Origin of the sequence: Devosia sp. (assembly GCF_036563435.1) — a bacterium.
Classification (GTDB): domain Bacteria; phylum Pseudomonadota; class Alphaproteobacteria; order Rhizobiales; family Devosiaceae; genus Devosia.
In genome coordinates, this window is record NZ_DATCMJ010000018.1 from 722,510 (window position 1) to 737,414 (window position 14,905).

Here is a 14,905-nt window from a genome sequence, read left to right on the forward strand (position 1 = left end):
ACGCCCTCGTGGTTCGAGGGTCGCTGCGCTCCCGCCTCACCATGAGGGCTGCCGGAATACCTGGCCCAGAGTAGCCCTCATGGTGAGGTGCTTTGCAGCGCAAAGCCTCGAACCACGAGGGCGTGCCTCCCCTAGTTCCGCTCAAACCCCACAGCACCATCCCGGCCGGTCTGGCCGCGATGCCGCAGCGCATGATCGGCCAGAACCAGCGCCATCATCGCCTCACCCACCGGCACCGCACGAATGCCTACACAAGGGTCGTGCCGGCCCTTGGTGACGATGTCGGTGTCCTCATTGCGGACCGTCACCGTCTGCCGCGGCGTAATGATCGACGACGTCGGCTTGACGGCAAAACGACAGACGATCGGGTCGCCATTGCTGATCCCGCCCAGGATCCCACCGGCATGGTTGTCGAGGAAATAAGGCTTGTCCGCCCCTGCCCGCATCTGGTCGGCATTCTCGACGCCGGTGAGGCTGGCGGCCTCGAAGCCGGCGCCGATCTCCACGCCCTTGACCGCGTTGATGCTCATCATGGCTGACGCAAGGTCGGCGCTGAGCTTGCCATAAATGGGCGCGCCCCAGCCTGCCGGCACGCCTTCGGCGACAACCTCGATCACGGCGCCGACCGAATTGCCATCCTTGCGGATACCATCGAGATAATCGGCCCAGAGTTCGGCCGCCTTGCTGTCGGCGCAAAAGAACGGGTTCTGGTCGACCTGGCTCCAGTCGAAGTTGTCATAGTCGATCTTGTGCGGCCCCACCTGCACGAGGCTGGCGCGAATGGTTACGCCCGCGAGCACCTGCCGTGCGACCGCACCGGCCGCCACGCGCGCAGCCGTTTCGCGAGCGGATGTGCGGCCGCCGCCGCGATAGTCACGAATGCCGTATTTCTGGTCATAGGTATAGTCCGCATGGCCCGGCCGGTACTTGTCGCGGATATCGGCATAGTCCTTGGAGCGCTGGTCGGTATTCTCGATCAGCAGCGAAATCGGTGTGCCCGTCGTGCGGGCGCCGTCGGTGCGCTCGTCCTCGAACACGCCGGAAAGGATCTTGACCGCATCGTCCTCGCGCCGCTGCGTCGTATACTTGCTCTGGCCCGGCTTCCGCCGGTCGAGGTCACGCTGGATCATCTCCGCCGTCAGCTTCAGGCCGGGCGGGCACCCGTCCACCACCACGCCCAAAGCCGGCCCATGACTTTCGCCCCAGGTGGTGAAGCGGAAAAGGTGTCCGAATGTATTGAAAGACATGGAGAGCGGCCTCGTGCTGACCGCGCTTTCATAGAAGGTTTTGGTGGAAACGGGGAAGCGTTTTTGGCTCCTCGGCTTGCCAAGGTGTGCCTTAACCTGCCTTGCCCGGCTGAACCGTGCCGTGCCGATCGCGTTGATCGGCCAAAGGAGTGACGCGATGACGGTACAACTGCCTCTTGCCTCTGCAGCGCGCGCGAAATCGGATGACAGCCTTGGCAGCCATGAAGTGGCGCCCGACATCGCCTATCTGCGAACCGTTCTGGTCAACGTCGTTTTCGTGGGACCTCGACAGGCCGGCGACCGCGGCTGGGTGCTGATCGATAGCGGTATCATCGGCGCCGCCGACAGCATTCGCGAGGCTGCTGAAAAGCGCTTCGGCCACGGCGCCCGCCCGGCGGCCATCGTGCAGACTCACGGCCACTTCGACCATGTCGGCGCCCTCGAGACGCTGAGCCGCGAGTGGGAGGTTCCAGTTTACGCCCACCCCCTCGAAATCCCCTACCTCTCCGGCAAGGCCGACTATCCACCGCCCGACGCGGCTGCCGACGGCGGCATGATGCCCAAGCTGGCGCCGCTCTTCCCCCGTTCGCCGGTCGATGTGTCCGAACGCCTCAACATCCTGCCCGAAGACGGCACCGTTCCCTTCATGGCGGGCTGGCAATGGCTTCACACGCCAGGCCACACGCCAGGCCACATTTCCCTTTGGCGCAGCAGCGACCGCAGCATGATCGTGGGTGATGCCTTCATCACCACCGGGCAGGAATCGGCCTACGAGGTCATGATCCAGGAACTGGAGATGCACGGCCCGCCGCGCTATTTCACGCCAAACTGGGCCGCCGCCGCCGGCTCCGTCCGCCTTCTCGCCGCCCATCAGCCGCGGCTGGTCGTCACTGGCCACGGCCGCGCTGCGTCCGGCCCGGAAATGCTCACCGCCTTGCAAAAACTGGCCCAGGACTTCGACAGCATCGCCCCACCCGAACACCTGCGGCGGGCGGGCTGAGAGCCTTGAAGCGGACTGCTTAATCGAGCCAGTTTTCCAGTTGCAGATCGGAGACACGCGAATACTCGCGCATGTTGTCCATCACCAGAACGGCGCCTGTAGATCGGGCATGGGCAGCGATAAGAAGATCGTTGCCTCCGATCGGCGTTCCGGTGCGTTCAAGTTCCGTACGAATATTGGCATAGTGCTCTGCTGCGGGCGGATCGTAATCGAGCACTTTCACGGTGCGCAAGACGAGTTCGATCTGCAGGTACAACCTGGTCGACCCAACTCGTGCCGCACCGAACATCAGCTCTGCGAGCACCACCGATGAGATAGCCAGCTCGTCCGGCGTGTAGTCCGCCATCTTGTCCGCCGGTTTGGAATTCGGAAAGCGCATGATGTGCGACACGATGTTGGTGTCGAGCATGACGCTCCACCGGCTCACAGCTTGATATCGTCCGGGGGCAGCAGCCCTTCGTCGACATTGGGCCATTCGATATCGATGGTTTCCATCTGATCCAGCATTTCCGCAAAGGTCATACGCCCGCGGCCTTCGAGCTTGGCATCGGCGCGAATGATCAGTTGATTGCCACCCTTGACTACGGAAAGCTCAACTTCGGGTTGGTCGAATTCCCGTGGCAGTTCGAAGCTGCTGGGTAACTCGATTGCCCTGCTTGCTTGGGTATTGATCAGGCGCGGACTTTTGACTTCGTTCACAGGCGCCTCCATTCGTCGACGCCACAATATAGGCCTGATCTACATAGGCAACAACTGCAGCGCCTATCGCAGCAGTTCCATCCTGCCGGGCGTAAAGTGCATAATGGCGTCCTGGGGTGGGGCCCAGTTGACGACTTCGATGATCGGCGCGCGCTCGATCAGCACCCGGAGCGTACGGGCGATGCCACCATGGGCGACCACCACCGACGGCCCTTTGAGCACCGATGAGAACTCGGCCAGCCGGGCTTCGACGTCGCGGTAGTTCTCCCCGTTTTCGGGGCGGAACTCCCAGTAGTCCTCGGTGCGATCGCCCGGTGCGACGGCCATGTTGGCGGGCAACTGCTCGAACAGCTCGCCTTCGAGGACGCCGAAGGAGATTTCCATCAGCCGAACGTCGAACTTGGTTTCGGGCAGGTGGGTGTCGAAACCGGCCCGCACCCGCTCCATGGTTTCGCGGGTACGTCCGAGGGGTGAGGCGTGCCACTCGAACTGCATTGGGTCGAGGCCACGCGCCTTGAACAGCGCGGCCAGGACCTTGCCGTTCTGGCTCGCCTGGCCCCGCCCCTTCTCGTTGAGGGGAATGTCCCGACGGCCCTGGTAGCGGCGTTCGGCGTTCCACGGCGTCTCACCATGGCGGATGAAGTAGATTTCCGGCCAGACCAGGGCTGTCATGGGCATTCCCGCGTCACTCGTGTGACCGCGTCCTACGTGGCTAGAATGACAGGCAAGCGACTATTCGCTTGCCTCGGGAGCGTCGTTGTCGAGCAACTTCATGCCCACCACGTTGAAGCCGGCATCCACATAGTGGATTTCGCCGGTCACCCCGCCGGCCAGGTCGCTCAGCAGGTAGGTCGCGGCGCCGCCGACATCGTCGATGGAAACGTTCTTGCGTAGGGCCGAGTTGGCCTCCTGCCAGTGCAGCATGTCACGCAGGCCCGAAATGCCGGAGGCAGCCAGGGTCTTGATGGCACCGGCCGAAATGGCGTTGACGCGGATGCCCTGCCTGCCGAGGTCCACGGCGAGGTAGCGCACCGACGCCTCAAGCGCGGCCTTGGCCACGCCCATGACATTGTAGTTGGGCACGTATTTGACCGCGCCGTAATAGGTCAGCGTCAACAGCGATCCGCCTTCGCTCATCAGCGCCTCGGCGCGCTTGGCGACGGCCGTGAAGGAATAGACCGAGATATTCATGGTCAGCGCAAAGTTGTCGGCGCTGGTGTCGAGATAACGGCCTTCCAGCTCGTCCTTGTTGGAGAAGCCGATGGCGTGGACCACGAAGTCCAGCTTGCCCCACTTCTCCTTGATCTGGCGGAAGGTCTCGTCCATGGCCGCGTCGTCAGTCACGTCGCACTCGACCAGGAAGTCGGAACCGACTTCGGCGGCCAGTGGCTCGACGCGGCGCTTGAGCGCTTCGCCTTGGTAGGAGAAGCACATCTCGGCGCCCTGCGCATGAAGCTGCTTGGCAATGCCCCAGGCGATCGAGCGATTATTGGCGAGACCCATGATCAAGCCGCGCTTGCCTGCCATCAATCCAGTGGCCATTGTTGTTTCCCTTGCTGGAGTCGTTGTGCCGGTTGTGGCACATGGCGGCCCATCGCGGCAAGTTCGCCTCCCGCAATAGCCCGCCAAAGTCCGGTTTTTCCATGACCCTTTCTCCATCCGAAGCCGTTGCCCAGCTCACCACCCTCCTGGGAGCCGATGCGGTGATCGGGGAAGCGGCGCAGATGGGCAGCTACCTAAAGGAACCGCGCAAGCGCTTCCACCAGCAGGCCGCGGCCGTTGTGCGTCCCGGCTCTGTTCAGCAGGTACAGGCCGTGGTGTGCTGGGCGGCCGAAAACCGCGTCGGCCTCGTGCCGCAGGGCGGCAATACCGGGCTTGTGGGTGCCCAGGTGCCGATGCGCGGCGACGAGGTCATCGTCAGCCTGGCCCGCCTCGATCGCATCCGCCACATGGATGTCGCTGCCGGCACCATGACGGCCGAGGCCGGGGTGATCCTCGAACAGGCCCACAAGGCCGCCGAAGCCGAAAATACGATCTTCCCGCTGTGGCTGGCCTCGCAGGGCTCCGCGCGGATCGGCGGCCTCCTCTCCTCCAATGCCGGCGGGGTCAATGTCCTCGCCTATGGCAATGCGCGCGAACTCACCATGGGCGTCGAGGCCGTCCTGGCCGATGGGCGGCTCTACCAGGGGCTCAATTCGCTCAAGAAGGACAATACCGGCTACGACCTCAAGGACCTTCTAGTCGGCGCCGAGGGCACGCTGGGCATCATCACCGCGGCAACGCTCAGGATTTTCCCCAAGCCGGCCGACTATGAAACGGCCCTGGTCAACATCGCCGGACCCGAAGCCGCCCTCGATCTCTTCCAGCTCATGCGCGAACGCATCGGCAGCCGTCTCAATGCCTTCGAGATCATTCCCGCCATCGGCCTCGACATGCAGTTGCGCCACGGCATGCTCGACCGCGACCCCACCGCCGGCCCCTCCCCCTGGTACGCGCTGATCGAGGTCAGCCGCATGGCAGGCGGCCCCGAGGGCACGCTCCTGGCTGCGGTCGAAACCGCCTTTGGCGCCGGCATGATCGACAATGCCGTGCTGGCGGAATCCCTCGCCGACCGCACCCGCATGTGGGCCTTCCGCGAACAGATGAGCGAAGTGCAATCCAAGGAAGGCGCCTCAATCAAGCACGACGTGTCCGTGCCGATCGCCGCCGTGCCGCAGCTTATTGCCGAGGGCAGCGCTGCCGCCATGCGCCTGGTCCCCGGCATCCGCCCGGTCCCCTTCGGCCACATGGGCGACGGCAACATCCACTTCAATTTCAGCCAGCCTGTGGGTGCCGACAGCAAGAGCTTCATGGCCGAAGCCGACGAACGCATTCACGAGGCGATCTACGACATCGTCTTGCGCCTCGGCGGCTCGGTCTCGGCCGAGCATGGCATCGGCCAGCTCAAAGTCGACCTGCTTCGGCAGGTCAAGGATCCGGTCGCGCTGGACATGATGCGCGCCATCAAGACGGCGCTGGATCCCCTGGGCATCCTCAACCCCGGCAAGATGCTCGGATAGTTCTCCCGTTGGTTGCTGGTTACATGGGCGTGCCGTCTTGCACCGGGCGCCGGCTCCACCCATCTTCGGGCAATGCTGCTCGACATTGCCTTCCTCGACGACGCCACCCGCCCACCTTTGCAAAAGCTCGAAGGGTTGACGCCAGCGCAACGCGGCGCCGGCGAACACCTGCGCCAGATCCACGACCACCTGCGCCACAACATGGTGACTTTGGGCAAGCTGATCGAGCGGGCCAATGCCGGCGCCGTCTCGCCTGCCGAGATCGCCGCCGAGACCGGTGACCTCGCCATGGTCAGCAACTACCGCCGCTTCGGCAATCTCTGCGGCCAGTACTGCCAGATCGTGAACACCCACCATTCCATCGAGGACTACCACCTGTTCCCGGCGCTGGCCCAGCAAGGCCCCGCCTTCAAGGCAATTGCCGACCGGCTGACCGCAGAACACGTTGTCGTGCACGAATTGCTCGAGCGCCTGGTCGACGCGCTCAATGCCCTCGCCACCGAACCCAGCCCCAGCCGCTTCGAGGACGCCAAGACCATCTACCACGCCCTCGAACGCGTGCTCCTCTCCCACCTCGGCTGGGAAGAAGAAGCCATGGGCGATGCCCTAGGCTATTTCGGCATCATGTGACGCGCACCGTCGCCGTCAGAACAAATCCAGCTGCCCGCCACCGGCCGCGACCTTCGCCGGCCGCGGCTTTGGGAGTTCGATCTCCACCGGCTCGATCAGCCCCGGATCGTCGTCGCGCGCCGAGTTGACCCGCGTCGAAACGGGGTGAAACTTCAAGACGCCATCGGGCAGCGGCAGCGTCAGCTGCGCCGCCTCGCGCGCCCGCACATTGCGCACGTCGAGCCACTGCTCGATTTGGTCGCCCTCAAGGATTGCCGGCATGCGGTCATGGACGTCACTCAGTTGCCCGTTGGCCGGCACCGTGATGGTGGCGACGCTGTCGATCTCCTCGCCATTGGGACCCATCCAGCTTGCGTATAGCCCCGCCAGCGCCATTGGCCGCCCATCGGTGTGGGTGATGTAATAGGGCTGCTTGGTCTTGTCGGGATTGGTGTGCCACTCGTAGTAGCCGCTGGCCGGAATGATGCAGCGGCCATGCTTGAGCGCATCGCGGAAGGCCGGCTTTTCGGCCATAGTCTCCACCCGCGCATTGACCAGCAGCGGAAACTCGCGCGGATCCTTGACCCAGCCGGGCACCAGGCCCCAGCGGGCGAAATGCGCCTCGCGCCGCCCATGCGCCTCCCAGATCGCGGCAACGGGCTGGGTCGGCGCAATATTGTAGCGCGGCACGATGTCGATGCTCTTGAGCAGCCGGAACAGCTCCACCATCATCTCGGGCGGCAGCGTCGAGGCATAGCGTCCGCACATCGGGTTTACTCCTCCATCAACACTGCACAGGTAGTGTGTGGAAACACGAATCGCAAATGAGTCTCCAAGTGACCGAGCTCCCGCCCAACGCCGCCAGCGTCGCCATCGTGCGCGAGGGCAAGGTCCTGCTGATCAAGCGCGCCTATGCCCCCTACCAGCACCTGTGGACCCTGCCCGGCGGCCGCATCGAGCCGGGCGAGACTATCGAGCAATGCGCCATTCGCGAGGTCCGCGAGGAGCTGGCCCTTTCCATCCGCAATCCGCGCCCCGTCATGGTGCAACCGCTGGGCCGCGACGGCACCTTCCGCCTGGCCATCTTCGCCACGCGCGACTTTTCCGGCCAGATCCTCGCCTCCGACGAGATCGCCGACCACAAGTGGATGGACCCCTCCGCCCTCCCCGCCCTGCGCACCACCAGCCGGCTCGATGAAGTGTTGGCGAGAGCCTTCGCAGTTTTGGGGCAAAGCTGATAGAGATCGGCCATGATCCGCCTCCGCATCCTCCTTGCCGTCCTCCTGCTCGTGCCCGCCGCCGTGCCGGCGCTGGCGATCGACCCGCCCTATCAGCGGCAGATGGAGCGGCTCGCCGAGATCATGGGCAGCCTCTATTTCCTCCAGCCGCTCTGCACTTCTGCCAGCGAGGACTGGCGCGCGCAGATGGGCGAGCTGATCAATCTCGATGAACCCGATGAGGACCGGCGCCAGCGCCTGGCCGGCGCTTTCAACGTCGGCTACACCGCCTATGCCCGCTTCCACCGCGCCTGCACACCGTCCGCCCGCGAGGCGCTGACGCGTCTCCTCAGCGAAGCCGAACGGACCGCCCGCGACATCCATACGCGCTTCGCCGAATAGGCTTAACGACCGTTAAAGCGGCCGCCGCACTTGCGCATACAATGTTAACCTTCGGGTTACTTCCTCCGCGCCTGCCACATTTGCCCGTGCTACCCCCGATGGCATGACGACGAGCAAAACCATGTTTGCGCCCGCCTCGGGCCATACCGTGTTTGACCGCGACCAGGGGGAGCGGCAGCTGGCGCTCGAATACCTGGCAGAAGCCTGGAATGTGGCCGAAGACGACGGCGTCCATACCGCCGCCCTGGCCCATGCATCCCTGTTCGCGGCGCTTGCCACCTTCGTCAAGATGCATGGAGATGAAGCCACGGCCGAATTGATCGCGCTCCTGCCCGATCGCGTCCGCTGCGGCGAATACAATCTCGAACGCATCCTGCAATAGTTCCGGCCTCCAACCGGTCATCAGGGGCAGCGGCTGCATACGCTGCCCCTTTGCTTTTCTGTCACCAGGCGTCACCCAATCCACCAGACGTCACCCTCGGGCTTGACCCGAGGGCTCTTCACTTCACAGCGCTCGAATAGTGCAGCCCCCTCGGCTCAACCCCGAGGGACGCTCGGCAATTGTCCGTTTGACAAACCCATAGCCATTCAACTATACATCAACCCATAGCCGACCGGATATGTATTCATGTCACCCGCGCCAGACATCATCTTCAAGACCCTCGCCGACCCAACCCGGCGCAAGCTCTTCGAGCGCCTCTGCCGCGACGGCGAAACCACGGTCGGTGCCCTGACCAAGGGCGCAGGCGTTTCCCAGCCGGTGGTCTCCAAACACCTCGGCCTCCTGCGTCAGGCGGGCCTTGTGGAAGACCGCCAGGAAGGCCGCAACACCCACTATCGCGCCCGCATCGACGCCCTCGCGCCGCTCACCGACTGGACGGCAGAGATGACCAATTTTTGGGAAAAGCGCCTGGACCGCTTGGAAGACCTGCTCGGGAGGATGGACCAATGACCAAGGACGTCGTGCTGCTGTCAGGCGGCAATCCGCAGATCCCCAAGGGCGATGGCGACGGTCCGGTGCAGGACTATATCGCCGCCATGCCCGGCTGGAAGCAGGAGGTCGGCAGAACGCTCGACCGGATCATCTCCGAAGCCCTGCCGGGGGTAAGGAAAGCGGTGCGCTGGAACACGCCCTTTTATGGCATCGACGATGGCTGGTTTCTCGGTTTCCACTGCCTCACCCGCTACGTGAAGGTCTCCTTCTTTCACGGGGCAGCGCTCGATCCGGTGCCGCCGGGCACCTCCAAGCAGCAGCACGTCCGCTACCTCGATATCTACGAGGGCGATGCCATCGATGAAAGGCAGTTCGCCGACTGGGTGCGGCAGGCCGCCCAGCTGCCGCTGTCGCACGATTTCTGAAACACTGGAGGATCAAGGATGACCGAAACCGAACGCCGCTCCGTCATCGTCGAACGCGACTTCACCCATCCGCCCGAAAAGCTCTGGCGCGCCCTGACCCAGCCCCATCTGATCGAGGACTGGATCGGCATGAAGAGCGACTTCAAGCCCGAGACCGGCCACAGCTTCCGCTTTTCCGCCGACTGGGGTGGCGTTGATTGCCAGGTGATCGAGGTCGAGCCACACCGGACGCTCGCCTACAAGTGGGACGCTTACGGCCTCGAAAGCGTAGTCACATGGACATTGACGCCGACTTCCACCGGCACCCACCTGCGCATGGAACAGGCCGGCTTCCGCGCCGACCAGCAGCAAGCCTTCAACGGCGCCAGCGCTTCCTGGCCCAGGTTCATCGCCAAGATGGACGAGGTGCTCGGCACGCTTGAGTAAGCGTCTGGGTGTAGGCCCCACGACAAACAACCCCGACGTCATCCCCGCGAAAGCGGGGATCCACTCTTCTTTCTGGCCGATCGAGCGCAACCCAACAATTCCCGCCTGCGCAAGGATGACGCCGTGGCAGGGGCCGCCTTGGGCGTCCACACTCCCCGTCACCGTCATCAAACCTCCAAAGCCATTCCCGCAAATGCATTTCCGCGCCAAGGTGTCATCCTCCGGCGAATCTAGTGGTGCAATTGCGAGGAACTGCGATGCGGAAGGCGATCACCGGCATTGTCTTGCTTGGGCTGCTGCTTGTGGGCGCCCTCGTCTACTTCTGGGGCGAAGGCGCCTTCTGGCCGTGCGAGCCCGCCGGCAGGCTGCTCGGCGGTGGCTCATGCACGCACCTGATCACGGGCGATGTGGGCGGGGCTGCAAGACTCCCCAATGGCAATCTGCTGGTGGCGCTTGGTGCCGACGAAGGCGACTCAAGCAATGCCATAAGGCTGGTGGAAATCCCCGCCACGGGTGGTCCTGTCATCAGCGAGACGGTGCTGCGGGATAACCCAGTCGAGACCCACCCGCTGGGCATCGCGGTCAGCCCCGACGGGGAGCAGGTTGCCGTCCAGCAGTCGTTCCGTGAGGGGCGACGGCGGCACCAATTGAGCGTCTTTGACCGGCAGGGTGGCTTTATTGCCGAGGATATGGGCGGACTGCCGGGCTACATGGCCTTCGACGCGCGTGGCCGCCTGCTACTGCATCCCGACGCCATTCTGGGCGAACTGGCCAGCCCGGCTCTGGCCGCAGCCTATGACCTTTCCGTGTCGCAGGTGCCACAGCCGGTCAATTGGAATGAGCTTGGTCCACTGTTCCAGCAGGGGCTGACCCTGGCCTATAGTCCCGATGGAACCACCTTCGCCCAGGCACTTGATCATGCCTATGCTACGCCCTTTGTGGGCCTGCGGGTCTATGCAGTGGGGCTTGAGGATCGTCCCGGCCAGCTACTGGGCGCCAGTCTCCGCTCGGGCTGCCACTACAACTTCATCGATCTTGCCTTCAGCCCGGACGGCAAGCGTATCGCCGCGGTCTTTGACTGCCCAGACCGGTGGGGTCAGGTCAGCTCAACGCTCGAGGTCTGGGACCACACCGAGGGCAAGCACGTTCTGACCGTGCCGGTCGTCAACGGCTTCTCCGATCCGTTCTGGTACGACGATGGCTCGATCATCGCCATGCGCTACAACTACGTCCGCGGCGGCACCGATCTGTTCCGCATCAAGGTTCCGGCCACCAGCTGGCGCTAGTCGTCGAGCCTGGTCGACCAGGCTGGGTTGGACGCGTGGTAGACCACATCCCTCAGCGTCTCGTCGCCGTAGGCGTTGGCATTGGTGGGGTGGCCGTCGAACTCACCTGCCTTGTTGAGCACCTTGCCGTCGCGCCAGACCAGCAGCAGCCCGTGTTCCACGTCCCAATCACAGTTGCACTCGGCAAAGACATAGACGCTTTCATCCTCGCCATAGCCATGCCAGATGCCCAACATGCCGGGCTGAACGTGTGACCAGATGGCTTCGGGCGTCGCTGGTACGCCCATTTCTTCATCCAGCCAGTCCTGACCATCGGTGGCCTCGTGGACGTCCTTGTAGTAAGCGTAGACGTGCCGCGTGTCCTTGATGCGATCCCCCGCCGTCAGCGCGAGGAAAGCTTCGACGGCGGCTGCAGTCTTGTGTTCATCGAGGTCCTCCTCGGTGTCGAAGACGAGCTCTGCACCGTCGAAATAGGCCACCTTGACCATTGAACCCCTCCCACCGCGCGTCACCCTCGGGCTTGACCCGAGGGCTCTTCACTTGCAGCACCATCGACAAGTGCAGTGTCCTCGGGTCAAGCCCGAGGATGACGATCTCAGCTGTGGCAACAATTGCCGCCAATCTAAAGCGGCCTCGCGACGAGATTGCGACCCGTCACTAAAGCGCTTCCAGGAACCGCATGGGCTGCCCGGTTCCGGCGGTTACCAGCTCGCCCTGCCACATTACCCGCTGGCCACGCACCACCGTGCCCACCGGCCAGCCGGTGACTTCGACGCCGTCATAGGGTGTCCAGCCGGCCCGCGACTTTACCAAGTCATTGGTGATGGTCTCGCGCCGCTTGAGGTCGACCACGGTCAGGTCGGCATCATAACCGACGGCGATCCGGCCCTTGTTGGCGATGCCGAACAGGCGGTTCGGTCCGGCACTGGTCATGTCGACGAAGCGCTGCAGGCTGAGACGGCCGGCATTGACGTGGTCCAGCATGATCGGCACCAAGGTCTGCACCCCCGTCATGCCGGAATGGGACTCCGGATACGGGCGATCCTTCTCCGCACGCGTATGGGGCGCATGGTCGGAGCCGAGGATATCGGCCACGCCATTGCTGACGCCTGCCCAGATGCCTTGGCGATGCGCCTTGTCGCGCACCGGCGGGTTCATCTGTGCATAGGTGCCCAGCCGCTCATAGGCCGTCTCGTCCAGCGTCAGGTGGTGCGGCGTCACCTCGACGCTCGCCACGTCCTTGTGGCCGGCAAGGTAGACGATCTCTTCCTTGGTGGAGATATGGAGCACATGGATGCGCTTGCCCGTCTTGCGCGCCAGGTTGACCAGGCGCGTCGTGCAGCTCATCGCCACCTCGGGCGAGCGCCAGACGGGGTGGCTGGACGGATCGCCCTTGACCCGCAGGCGCTTGCGCTCCTCGAGCATATATTCGTCTTCCGAGTGGAAGGCGGCGCGTCGCGAGATGGCCCGCAGGATCGCCTCGACGCCAGCGTCGTCCTGCACCAGCAGGGAGCCGGTGGACGAGCCCATGAACACCTTGACGCCGGCGCAACCGGGCAGCCGCTCCAGTTCCGCCAGTTGATCGACATTCTCATGCGTGCCGCCGATATAGAAGGCGAAGTCGCAATGCATGCGGTTGGTGCCCGCGGCGATCTTGGCCTCGAAGGTCTCGCGCGTCGTGGTCAGCGGATTGGTATTGGGCATTTCGAACACGCCCGTCACCCCGCCCATCACCGCCGACAGGGAGCCTGATTCTAGGTCCTCCTTATGCGTCAGCCCTGGTTCCCGAAAATGCACTTGGGTGTCGATGACGCCAGGCAGGATGTGCAAACCCGTGCAGTCCACGATCTCATCGGCATCGGTGCCCACTTCGCCCAGCGCCAAGATCCGGCCATCGCGCACTGCAATGTCAGCGCGCCCTTCGCCATCCTGGTTGACCACGGTGGCGTTCTTGAAAATGGTATCGTACTGCGCCATCTCTGCGGTCCCTGTAGCATTCAAAGCATTGCTAAACACGACATAGGCGACAGGCGCTTTGCGAGGCAAGACCATGACCATCTATCTGCGCGCCGACCGTGCCCTGTTCCGCTTCTCCGGGCCGGACGCGCACAAGCTGCTCAACGACGTGGTGACCGGACAGGTGCCGGTCGGGGAGAGCCCCGTCGCGGCAGCCTGGGCCCTGCTGTCGCCGCAGGGGAAAATCCTCGCCGAAGGTCTCGCGGCTCACGCTGCCGACGGCCTTTATCTCGATGTGCACCAGTCGGTCGCCGATGACTTCTTCAAGCGCATAAAAATGTACCGGCTGCGCTCACAGGTGGTGATCGATGATCTGCGCGAGACGCACCGCGTCGGCTTTTCCGCCGAACAAGGCGCCGAGCCCCTGACCTTCAGCAATCGCCTCGGTCCGGTGCAGCTTGGCTGGCACGTCATCGCTCCGGTCGAGGAAGCCAGCGCCTGGAACACGCATGACACGCCCTATCACCTCTCGCGCATCGCGGCCGGCATCGCCCACCAGGGCAACGACTTCCCCACCAACGACACGTTTGCCCATGACATCGGCTTCGACCTTCTCGAGGGGATCGACTTCAAGAAAGGCTGCTATGTCGGCCAGGAAGTGGTCAGCCGCATGAAGCACCGCGGCACCGCCCGCCGTCGTCCGGTGATCGTGTCCGGCGTCACCGCTCCGGCCGGTGCCGCGGTCATCGCCGGCGGCCGGGAGGCCGGTCAGATTGGCCACGTGGTAGAGGGCAAGGCCGTCGCCATTATTCGCCTCGACCGCATCACCCACCCCACCGCGGTCACCATCGGCGACGCTACCGTCACACTGACCCTGCCCCAGTGGGCTACCTATTCCTTCGGCGACGTTGCAGCAGACGAGTAGCGATCGCCCCACCGCGGGCGTGTCGCGAATCGTGGCGGGCTGCTAATTCTGCCGCTAGCAGAGTGATAGCGTATCGGTAGCATCTGGGGGCATAATGGCACGCGCAAGTGCACGCGCCTGGCAACGCATGTTGTCGGGGCGGCGGCTGGATATTCTCGACCCATCGCCGATGGATGTGGAGCTCTCCGACATCGCCCATGGCCTGGCCCGCGTCGCGCGCTGGAACGGCCAAACCGCTGGCGACTACCCATTTTCCGTCGCCCAGCACTCCGTCCTGGTGCTGGAAATCTTTCGCGCCCACAACCCCGATTGCGATCCGGTGATGCAGGCGCAGGCCCTGCTGCACGACGCGCCCGAATATGTCATGGGCGACATCATTTCCCCGTTTAAAGCGGCCATGGGCGGCAACTACAAGGACGTGGAAAATCGCTTGCTGTCCGCCATTTACCTGCGCTTCAGCCTCCCGGCCACCACCTCCGCCGCCCTGGCGAAGCTGATCAAAAAGGCTGACCGCGAATCGGCCTTCTTCGAAGCCATCCACCTCGCCGGTTTCGAAGAAACCGAGGCGCGGCGGCTATTTGGCGAACCGAGCCTCCCCGCCTTTGACGTCGACGCCTTCGATCGCCTCATCCGGCCATGGCCGACGCGCGAAGCTCACGATCGCTTCGTCGCCGCCTTCGAAGCAATTTCCGTTTAGCTGCCAACACTTAAGCTGGGGGT

At 64.0% G+C, this 14,905-nt stretch carries 20 protein-coding genes; 12 read left to right on the top strand and 8 right to left on the bottom strand.

What is annotated here, in order from left to right:
* Nucleotides 1-131: 131 nt before the first annotated feature.
* Nucleotides 132-1,247, bottom strand: coding sequence for a chorismate synthase (gene aroC / locus VIL88_RS15860; RefSeq protein WP_331990558.1), 1,116 nt, complete (start codon nucleotides 1,245-1,247; stop codon nucleotides 132-134).
* Nucleotides 1,248-1,404: 157 nt separating this feature from the next.
* Here aroC and VIL88_RS15865 point away from each other — a divergent pair, with 157 nt between their 5' ends.
* Nucleotides 1,405-2,247, top strand: coding sequence for an MBL fold metallo-hydrolase (locus VIL88_RS15865; protein WP_331990559.1), 843 nt, complete (start codon nucleotides 1,405-1,407; stop codon nucleotides 2,245-2,247).
* Between the two features lie 19 nt (nucleotides 2,248-2,266).
* Here VIL88_RS15865 and VIL88_RS15870 read toward each other — a convergent pair whose 3' ends face one another.
* The 4 genes from VIL88_RS15870 to fabI all read right to left on the bottom strand — a co-directional run bounded on the left by VIL88_RS15870 (nucleotide 2,267) and on the right by fabI (nucleotide 4,488).
* Nucleotides 2,267-2,656 (bottom strand): type II toxin-antitoxin system VapC family toxin, encoded by a 390-nt coding sequence (locus VIL88_RS15870; RefSeq protein WP_331990560.1) that lies wholly within the window; start codon nucleotides 2,654-2,656, stop codon nucleotides 2,267-2,269.
* Between the two features lie 14 nt (nucleotides 2,657-2,670).
* Complete coding sequence (locus VIL88_RS15875) at nucleotides 2,671-2,946, bottom strand: hypothetical protein (protein ID WP_331990561.1); 276 nt, start codon at nucleotides 2,944-2,946, stop codon at nucleotides 2,671-2,673.
* Between the two features lie 63 nt (nucleotides 2,947-3,009).
* Nucleotides 3,010-3,618, bottom strand: a complete 609-nt coding sequence (locus tag VIL88_RS15880; protein WP_331990562.1) for a histidine phosphatase family protein — start codon at nucleotides 3,616-3,618, stop codon at nucleotides 3,010-3,012.
* Between the two features lie 60 nt (nucleotides 3,619-3,678).
* Nucleotides 3,679-4,488, bottom strand: a complete 810-nt coding sequence (gene fabI / locus VIL88_RS15885) for an enoyl-ACP reductase FabI (protein WP_331990563.1) — start codon at nucleotides 4,486-4,488, stop codon at nucleotides 3,679-3,681.
* 101 nt (nucleotides 4,489-4,589) lie between these two features.
* On the opposite strand from fabI, the gene VIL88_RS15890 reads away from it, so the two are divergent.
* Nucleotides 4,590-6,005 (top strand): FAD-binding oxidoreductase, encoded by a 1,416-nt coding sequence (locus tag VIL88_RS15890; protein ID WP_414650153.1) that lies wholly within the window; start codon nucleotides 4,590-4,592, stop codon nucleotides 6,003-6,005.
* Nucleotides 6,006-6,077: 72 nt separating this feature from the next.
* Nucleotides 6,078-6,635, top strand: coding sequence for a hemerythrin domain-containing protein (locus VIL88_RS15895; protein ID WP_331990565.1), 558 nt, complete (start codon nucleotides 6,078-6,080; stop codon nucleotides 6,633-6,635).
* Nucleotides 6,636-6,650: 15 nt separating this feature from the next.
* Here the strand turns inward: VIL88_RS15895 and VIL88_RS15900 are convergent, their stop codons facing one another.
* The gene (locus VIL88_RS15900; RefSeq protein ID WP_331990566.1) at nucleotides 6,651-7,382 is read right to left on the bottom strand and encodes an SOS response-associated peptidase; all 732 of its coding nucleotides are present in this window, start codon (nucleotides 7,380-7,382) and stop codon (nucleotides 6,651-6,653) included.
* A 56-nt stretch (nucleotides 7,383-7,438) separates the two neighbouring features.
* On the opposite strand from VIL88_RS15900, the gene VIL88_RS15905 reads away from it, so the two are divergent.
* The 7 genes from VIL88_RS15905 to VIL88_RS15935 all read left to right on the top strand — a co-directional run bounded on the left by VIL88_RS15905 (nucleotide 7,439) and on the right by VIL88_RS15935 (nucleotide 11,304).
* Nucleotides 7,439-7,852 (top strand): NUDIX hydrolase, encoded by a 414-nt coding sequence (locus VIL88_RS15905; protein WP_331990567.1) that lies wholly within the window; start codon nucleotides 7,439-7,441, stop codon nucleotides 7,850-7,852.
* 12 nt (nucleotides 7,853-7,864) lie between these two features.
* A complete protein-coding gene (locus tag VIL88_RS15910) occupies nucleotides 7,865-8,233 on the top strand; it encodes a TIGR02301 family protein (protein ID WP_331990568.1) in 369 nt (122 codons plus the stop codon).
* A gap of 121 nt (nucleotides 8,234-8,354) precedes the next feature.
* Nucleotides 8,355-8,615: a hypothetical protein gene (locus tag VIL88_RS15915; RefSeq protein ID WP_331990569.1), complete on the top strand. Its 261-nt coding sequence runs from the start codon at nucleotides 8,355-8,357 to the stop codon at nucleotides 8,613-8,615.
* Between the two features lie 246 nt (nucleotides 8,616-8,861).
* Nucleotides 8,862-9,185 (top strand): metalloregulator ArsR/SmtB family transcription factor, encoded by a 324-nt coding sequence (locus VIL88_RS15920; protein WP_331990570.1) that lies wholly within the window; start codon nucleotides 8,862-8,864, stop codon nucleotides 9,183-9,185.
* On the top strand, nucleotides 9,182-9,592 hold the full coding sequence (locus VIL88_RS15925) for a DUF1801 domain-containing protein (RefSeq protein WP_331990571.1): 411 nt from the start codon (nucleotides 9,182-9,184) through the stop codon (nucleotides 9,590-9,592). The genes VIL88_RS15920 and VIL88_RS15925 overlap by 4 nt, the downstream gene beginning before the upstream one ends.
* A gap of 18 nt (nucleotides 9,593-9,610) precedes the next feature.
* Nucleotides 9,611-10,018, top strand: coding sequence for an SRPBCC domain-containing protein (locus VIL88_RS15930; RefSeq protein ID WP_331990572.1), 408 nt, complete (start codon nucleotides 9,611-9,613; stop codon nucleotides 10,016-10,018).
* A 257-nt stretch (nucleotides 10,019-10,275) separates the two neighbouring features.
* Complete coding sequence (locus VIL88_RS15935) at nucleotides 10,276-11,304, top strand: hypothetical protein (protein WP_331990573.1); 1,029 nt, start codon at nucleotides 10,276-10,278, stop codon at nucleotides 11,302-11,304.
* Here the strand turns inward: VIL88_RS15935 and VIL88_RS15940 are convergent.
* Together VIL88_RS15940 and VIL88_RS15945 are read right to left on the bottom strand one after the other, a co-directional pair.
* A complete protein-coding gene (locus VIL88_RS15940; protein ID WP_331990574.1) occupies nucleotides 11,301-11,792 on the bottom strand; it encodes a DUF6985 domain-containing protein in 492 nt (163 codons plus the stop codon). The two genes, VIL88_RS15935 and VIL88_RS15940, sit on opposite strands and share 4 nt — an antisense overlap.
* 169 nt (nucleotides 11,793-11,961) lie before the next feature.
* Complete coding sequence (locus VIL88_RS15945) at nucleotides 11,962-13,281, bottom strand: dihydroorotase (protein WP_331990575.1); 1,320 nt, start codon at nucleotides 13,279-13,281, stop codon at nucleotides 11,962-11,964.
* A 73-nt stretch (nucleotides 13,282-13,354) separates the two neighbouring features.
* Between VIL88_RS15945 and VIL88_RS15950 the strand changes: the two genes are divergently transcribed.
* On the top strand, nucleotides 13,355-14,185 hold the full coding sequence (locus VIL88_RS15950) for a hypothetical protein (RefSeq protein WP_331990576.1): 831 nt from the start codon (nucleotides 13,355-13,357) through the stop codon (nucleotides 14,183-14,185).
* 94 nt (nucleotides 14,186-14,279) lie between these two features.
* Entirely contained in the window at nucleotides 14,280-14,882 is a 603-nt protein-coding gene (locus VIL88_RS15955; protein WP_331990577.1) for an HD family hydrolase, read from the top strand.
* Nucleotides 14,883-14,905: the final 23 nt, after the last annotated feature.

Bases quoted from the DNA above. Each gene is read 5' to 3' on its own strand.
- aroC (WP_331990558.1), bottom strand. From the start codon at position 1,247: ATGTCTTTCAATACATTCGGACACCTTTTCCGCTTCACCACCTGGGGC.
- VIL88_RS15865 (WP_331990559.1), top strand. From the start codon at position 1,405: ATGACGGTACAACTGCCTCTTGCCTCTGCAGCGCGCGCGAAATCGGAT.
- VIL88_RS15870 (WP_331990560.1), bottom strand. From the start codon at position 2,656: ATGCTCGACACCAACATCGTGTCGCACATCATGCGCTTTCCGAATTCC.
- VIL88_RS15880 (WP_331990562.1), bottom strand. From the start codon at position 3,618: ATGACAGCCCTGGTCTGGCCGGAAATCTACTTCATCCGCCATGGTGAG.
- fabI (WP_331990563.1), bottom strand. From the start codon at position 4,488: ATGGCCACTGGATTGATGGCAGGCAAGCGCGGCTTGATCATGGGTCTC.
- VIL88_RS15890 (WP_414650153.1), top strand. From the start codon at position 4,590: ATGACCCTTTCTCCATCCGAAGCCGTTGCCCAGCTCACCACCCTCCTG.
- VIL88_RS15895 (WP_331990565.1), top strand. From the start codon at position 6,078: ATGCTGCTCGACATTGCCTTCCTCGACGACGCCACCCGCCCACCTTTG.
- VIL88_RS15900 (WP_331990566.1), bottom strand. From the start codon at position 7,382: ATGTGCGGACGCTATGCCTCGACGCTGCCGCCCGAGATGATGGTGGAG.
- VIL88_RS15905 (WP_331990567.1), top strand. From the start codon at position 7,439: ATGAGTCTCCAAGTGACCGAGCTCCCGCCCAACGCCGCCAGCGTCGCC.
- VIL88_RS15910 (WP_331990568.1), top strand. From the start codon at position 7,865: ATGATCCGCCTCCGCATCCTCCTTGCCGTCCTCCTGCTCGTGCCCGCC.
- VIL88_RS15915 (WP_331990569.1), top strand. From the start codon at position 8,355: ATGTTTGCGCCCGCCTCGGGCCATACCGTGTTTGACCGCGACCAGGGG.
- VIL88_RS15920 (WP_331990570.1), top strand. From the start codon at position 8,862: ATGTCACCCGCGCCAGACATCATCTTCAAGACCCTCGCCGACCCAACC.
- VIL88_RS15925 (WP_331990571.1), top strand. From the start codon at position 9,182: ATGACCAAGGACGTCGTGCTGCTGTCAGGCGGCAATCCGCAGATCCCC.
- VIL88_RS15930 (WP_331990572.1), top strand. From the start codon at position 9,611: ATGACCGAAACCGAACGCCGCTCCGTCATCGTCGAACGCGACTTCACC.
- VIL88_RS15935 (WP_331990573.1), top strand. From the start codon at position 10,276: ATGCGGAAGGCGATCACCGGCATTGTCTTGCTTGGGCTGCTGCTTGTG.
- VIL88_RS15940 (WP_331990574.1), bottom strand. From the start codon at position 11,792: ATGGTCAAGGTGGCCTATTTCGACGGTGCAGAGCTCGTCTTCGACACC.
- VIL88_RS15945 (WP_331990575.1), bottom strand. From the start codon at position 13,281: ATGGCGCAGTACGATACCATTTTCAAGAACGCCACCGTGGTCAACCAG.
- VIL88_RS15950 (WP_331990576.1), top strand. From the start codon at position 13,355: ATGACCATCTATCTGCGCGCCGACCGTGCCCTGTTCCGCTTCTCCGGG.
- VIL88_RS15955 (WP_331990577.1), top strand. From the start codon at position 14,280: ATGGCACGCGCAAGTGCACGCGCCTGGCAACGCATGTTGTCGGGGCGG.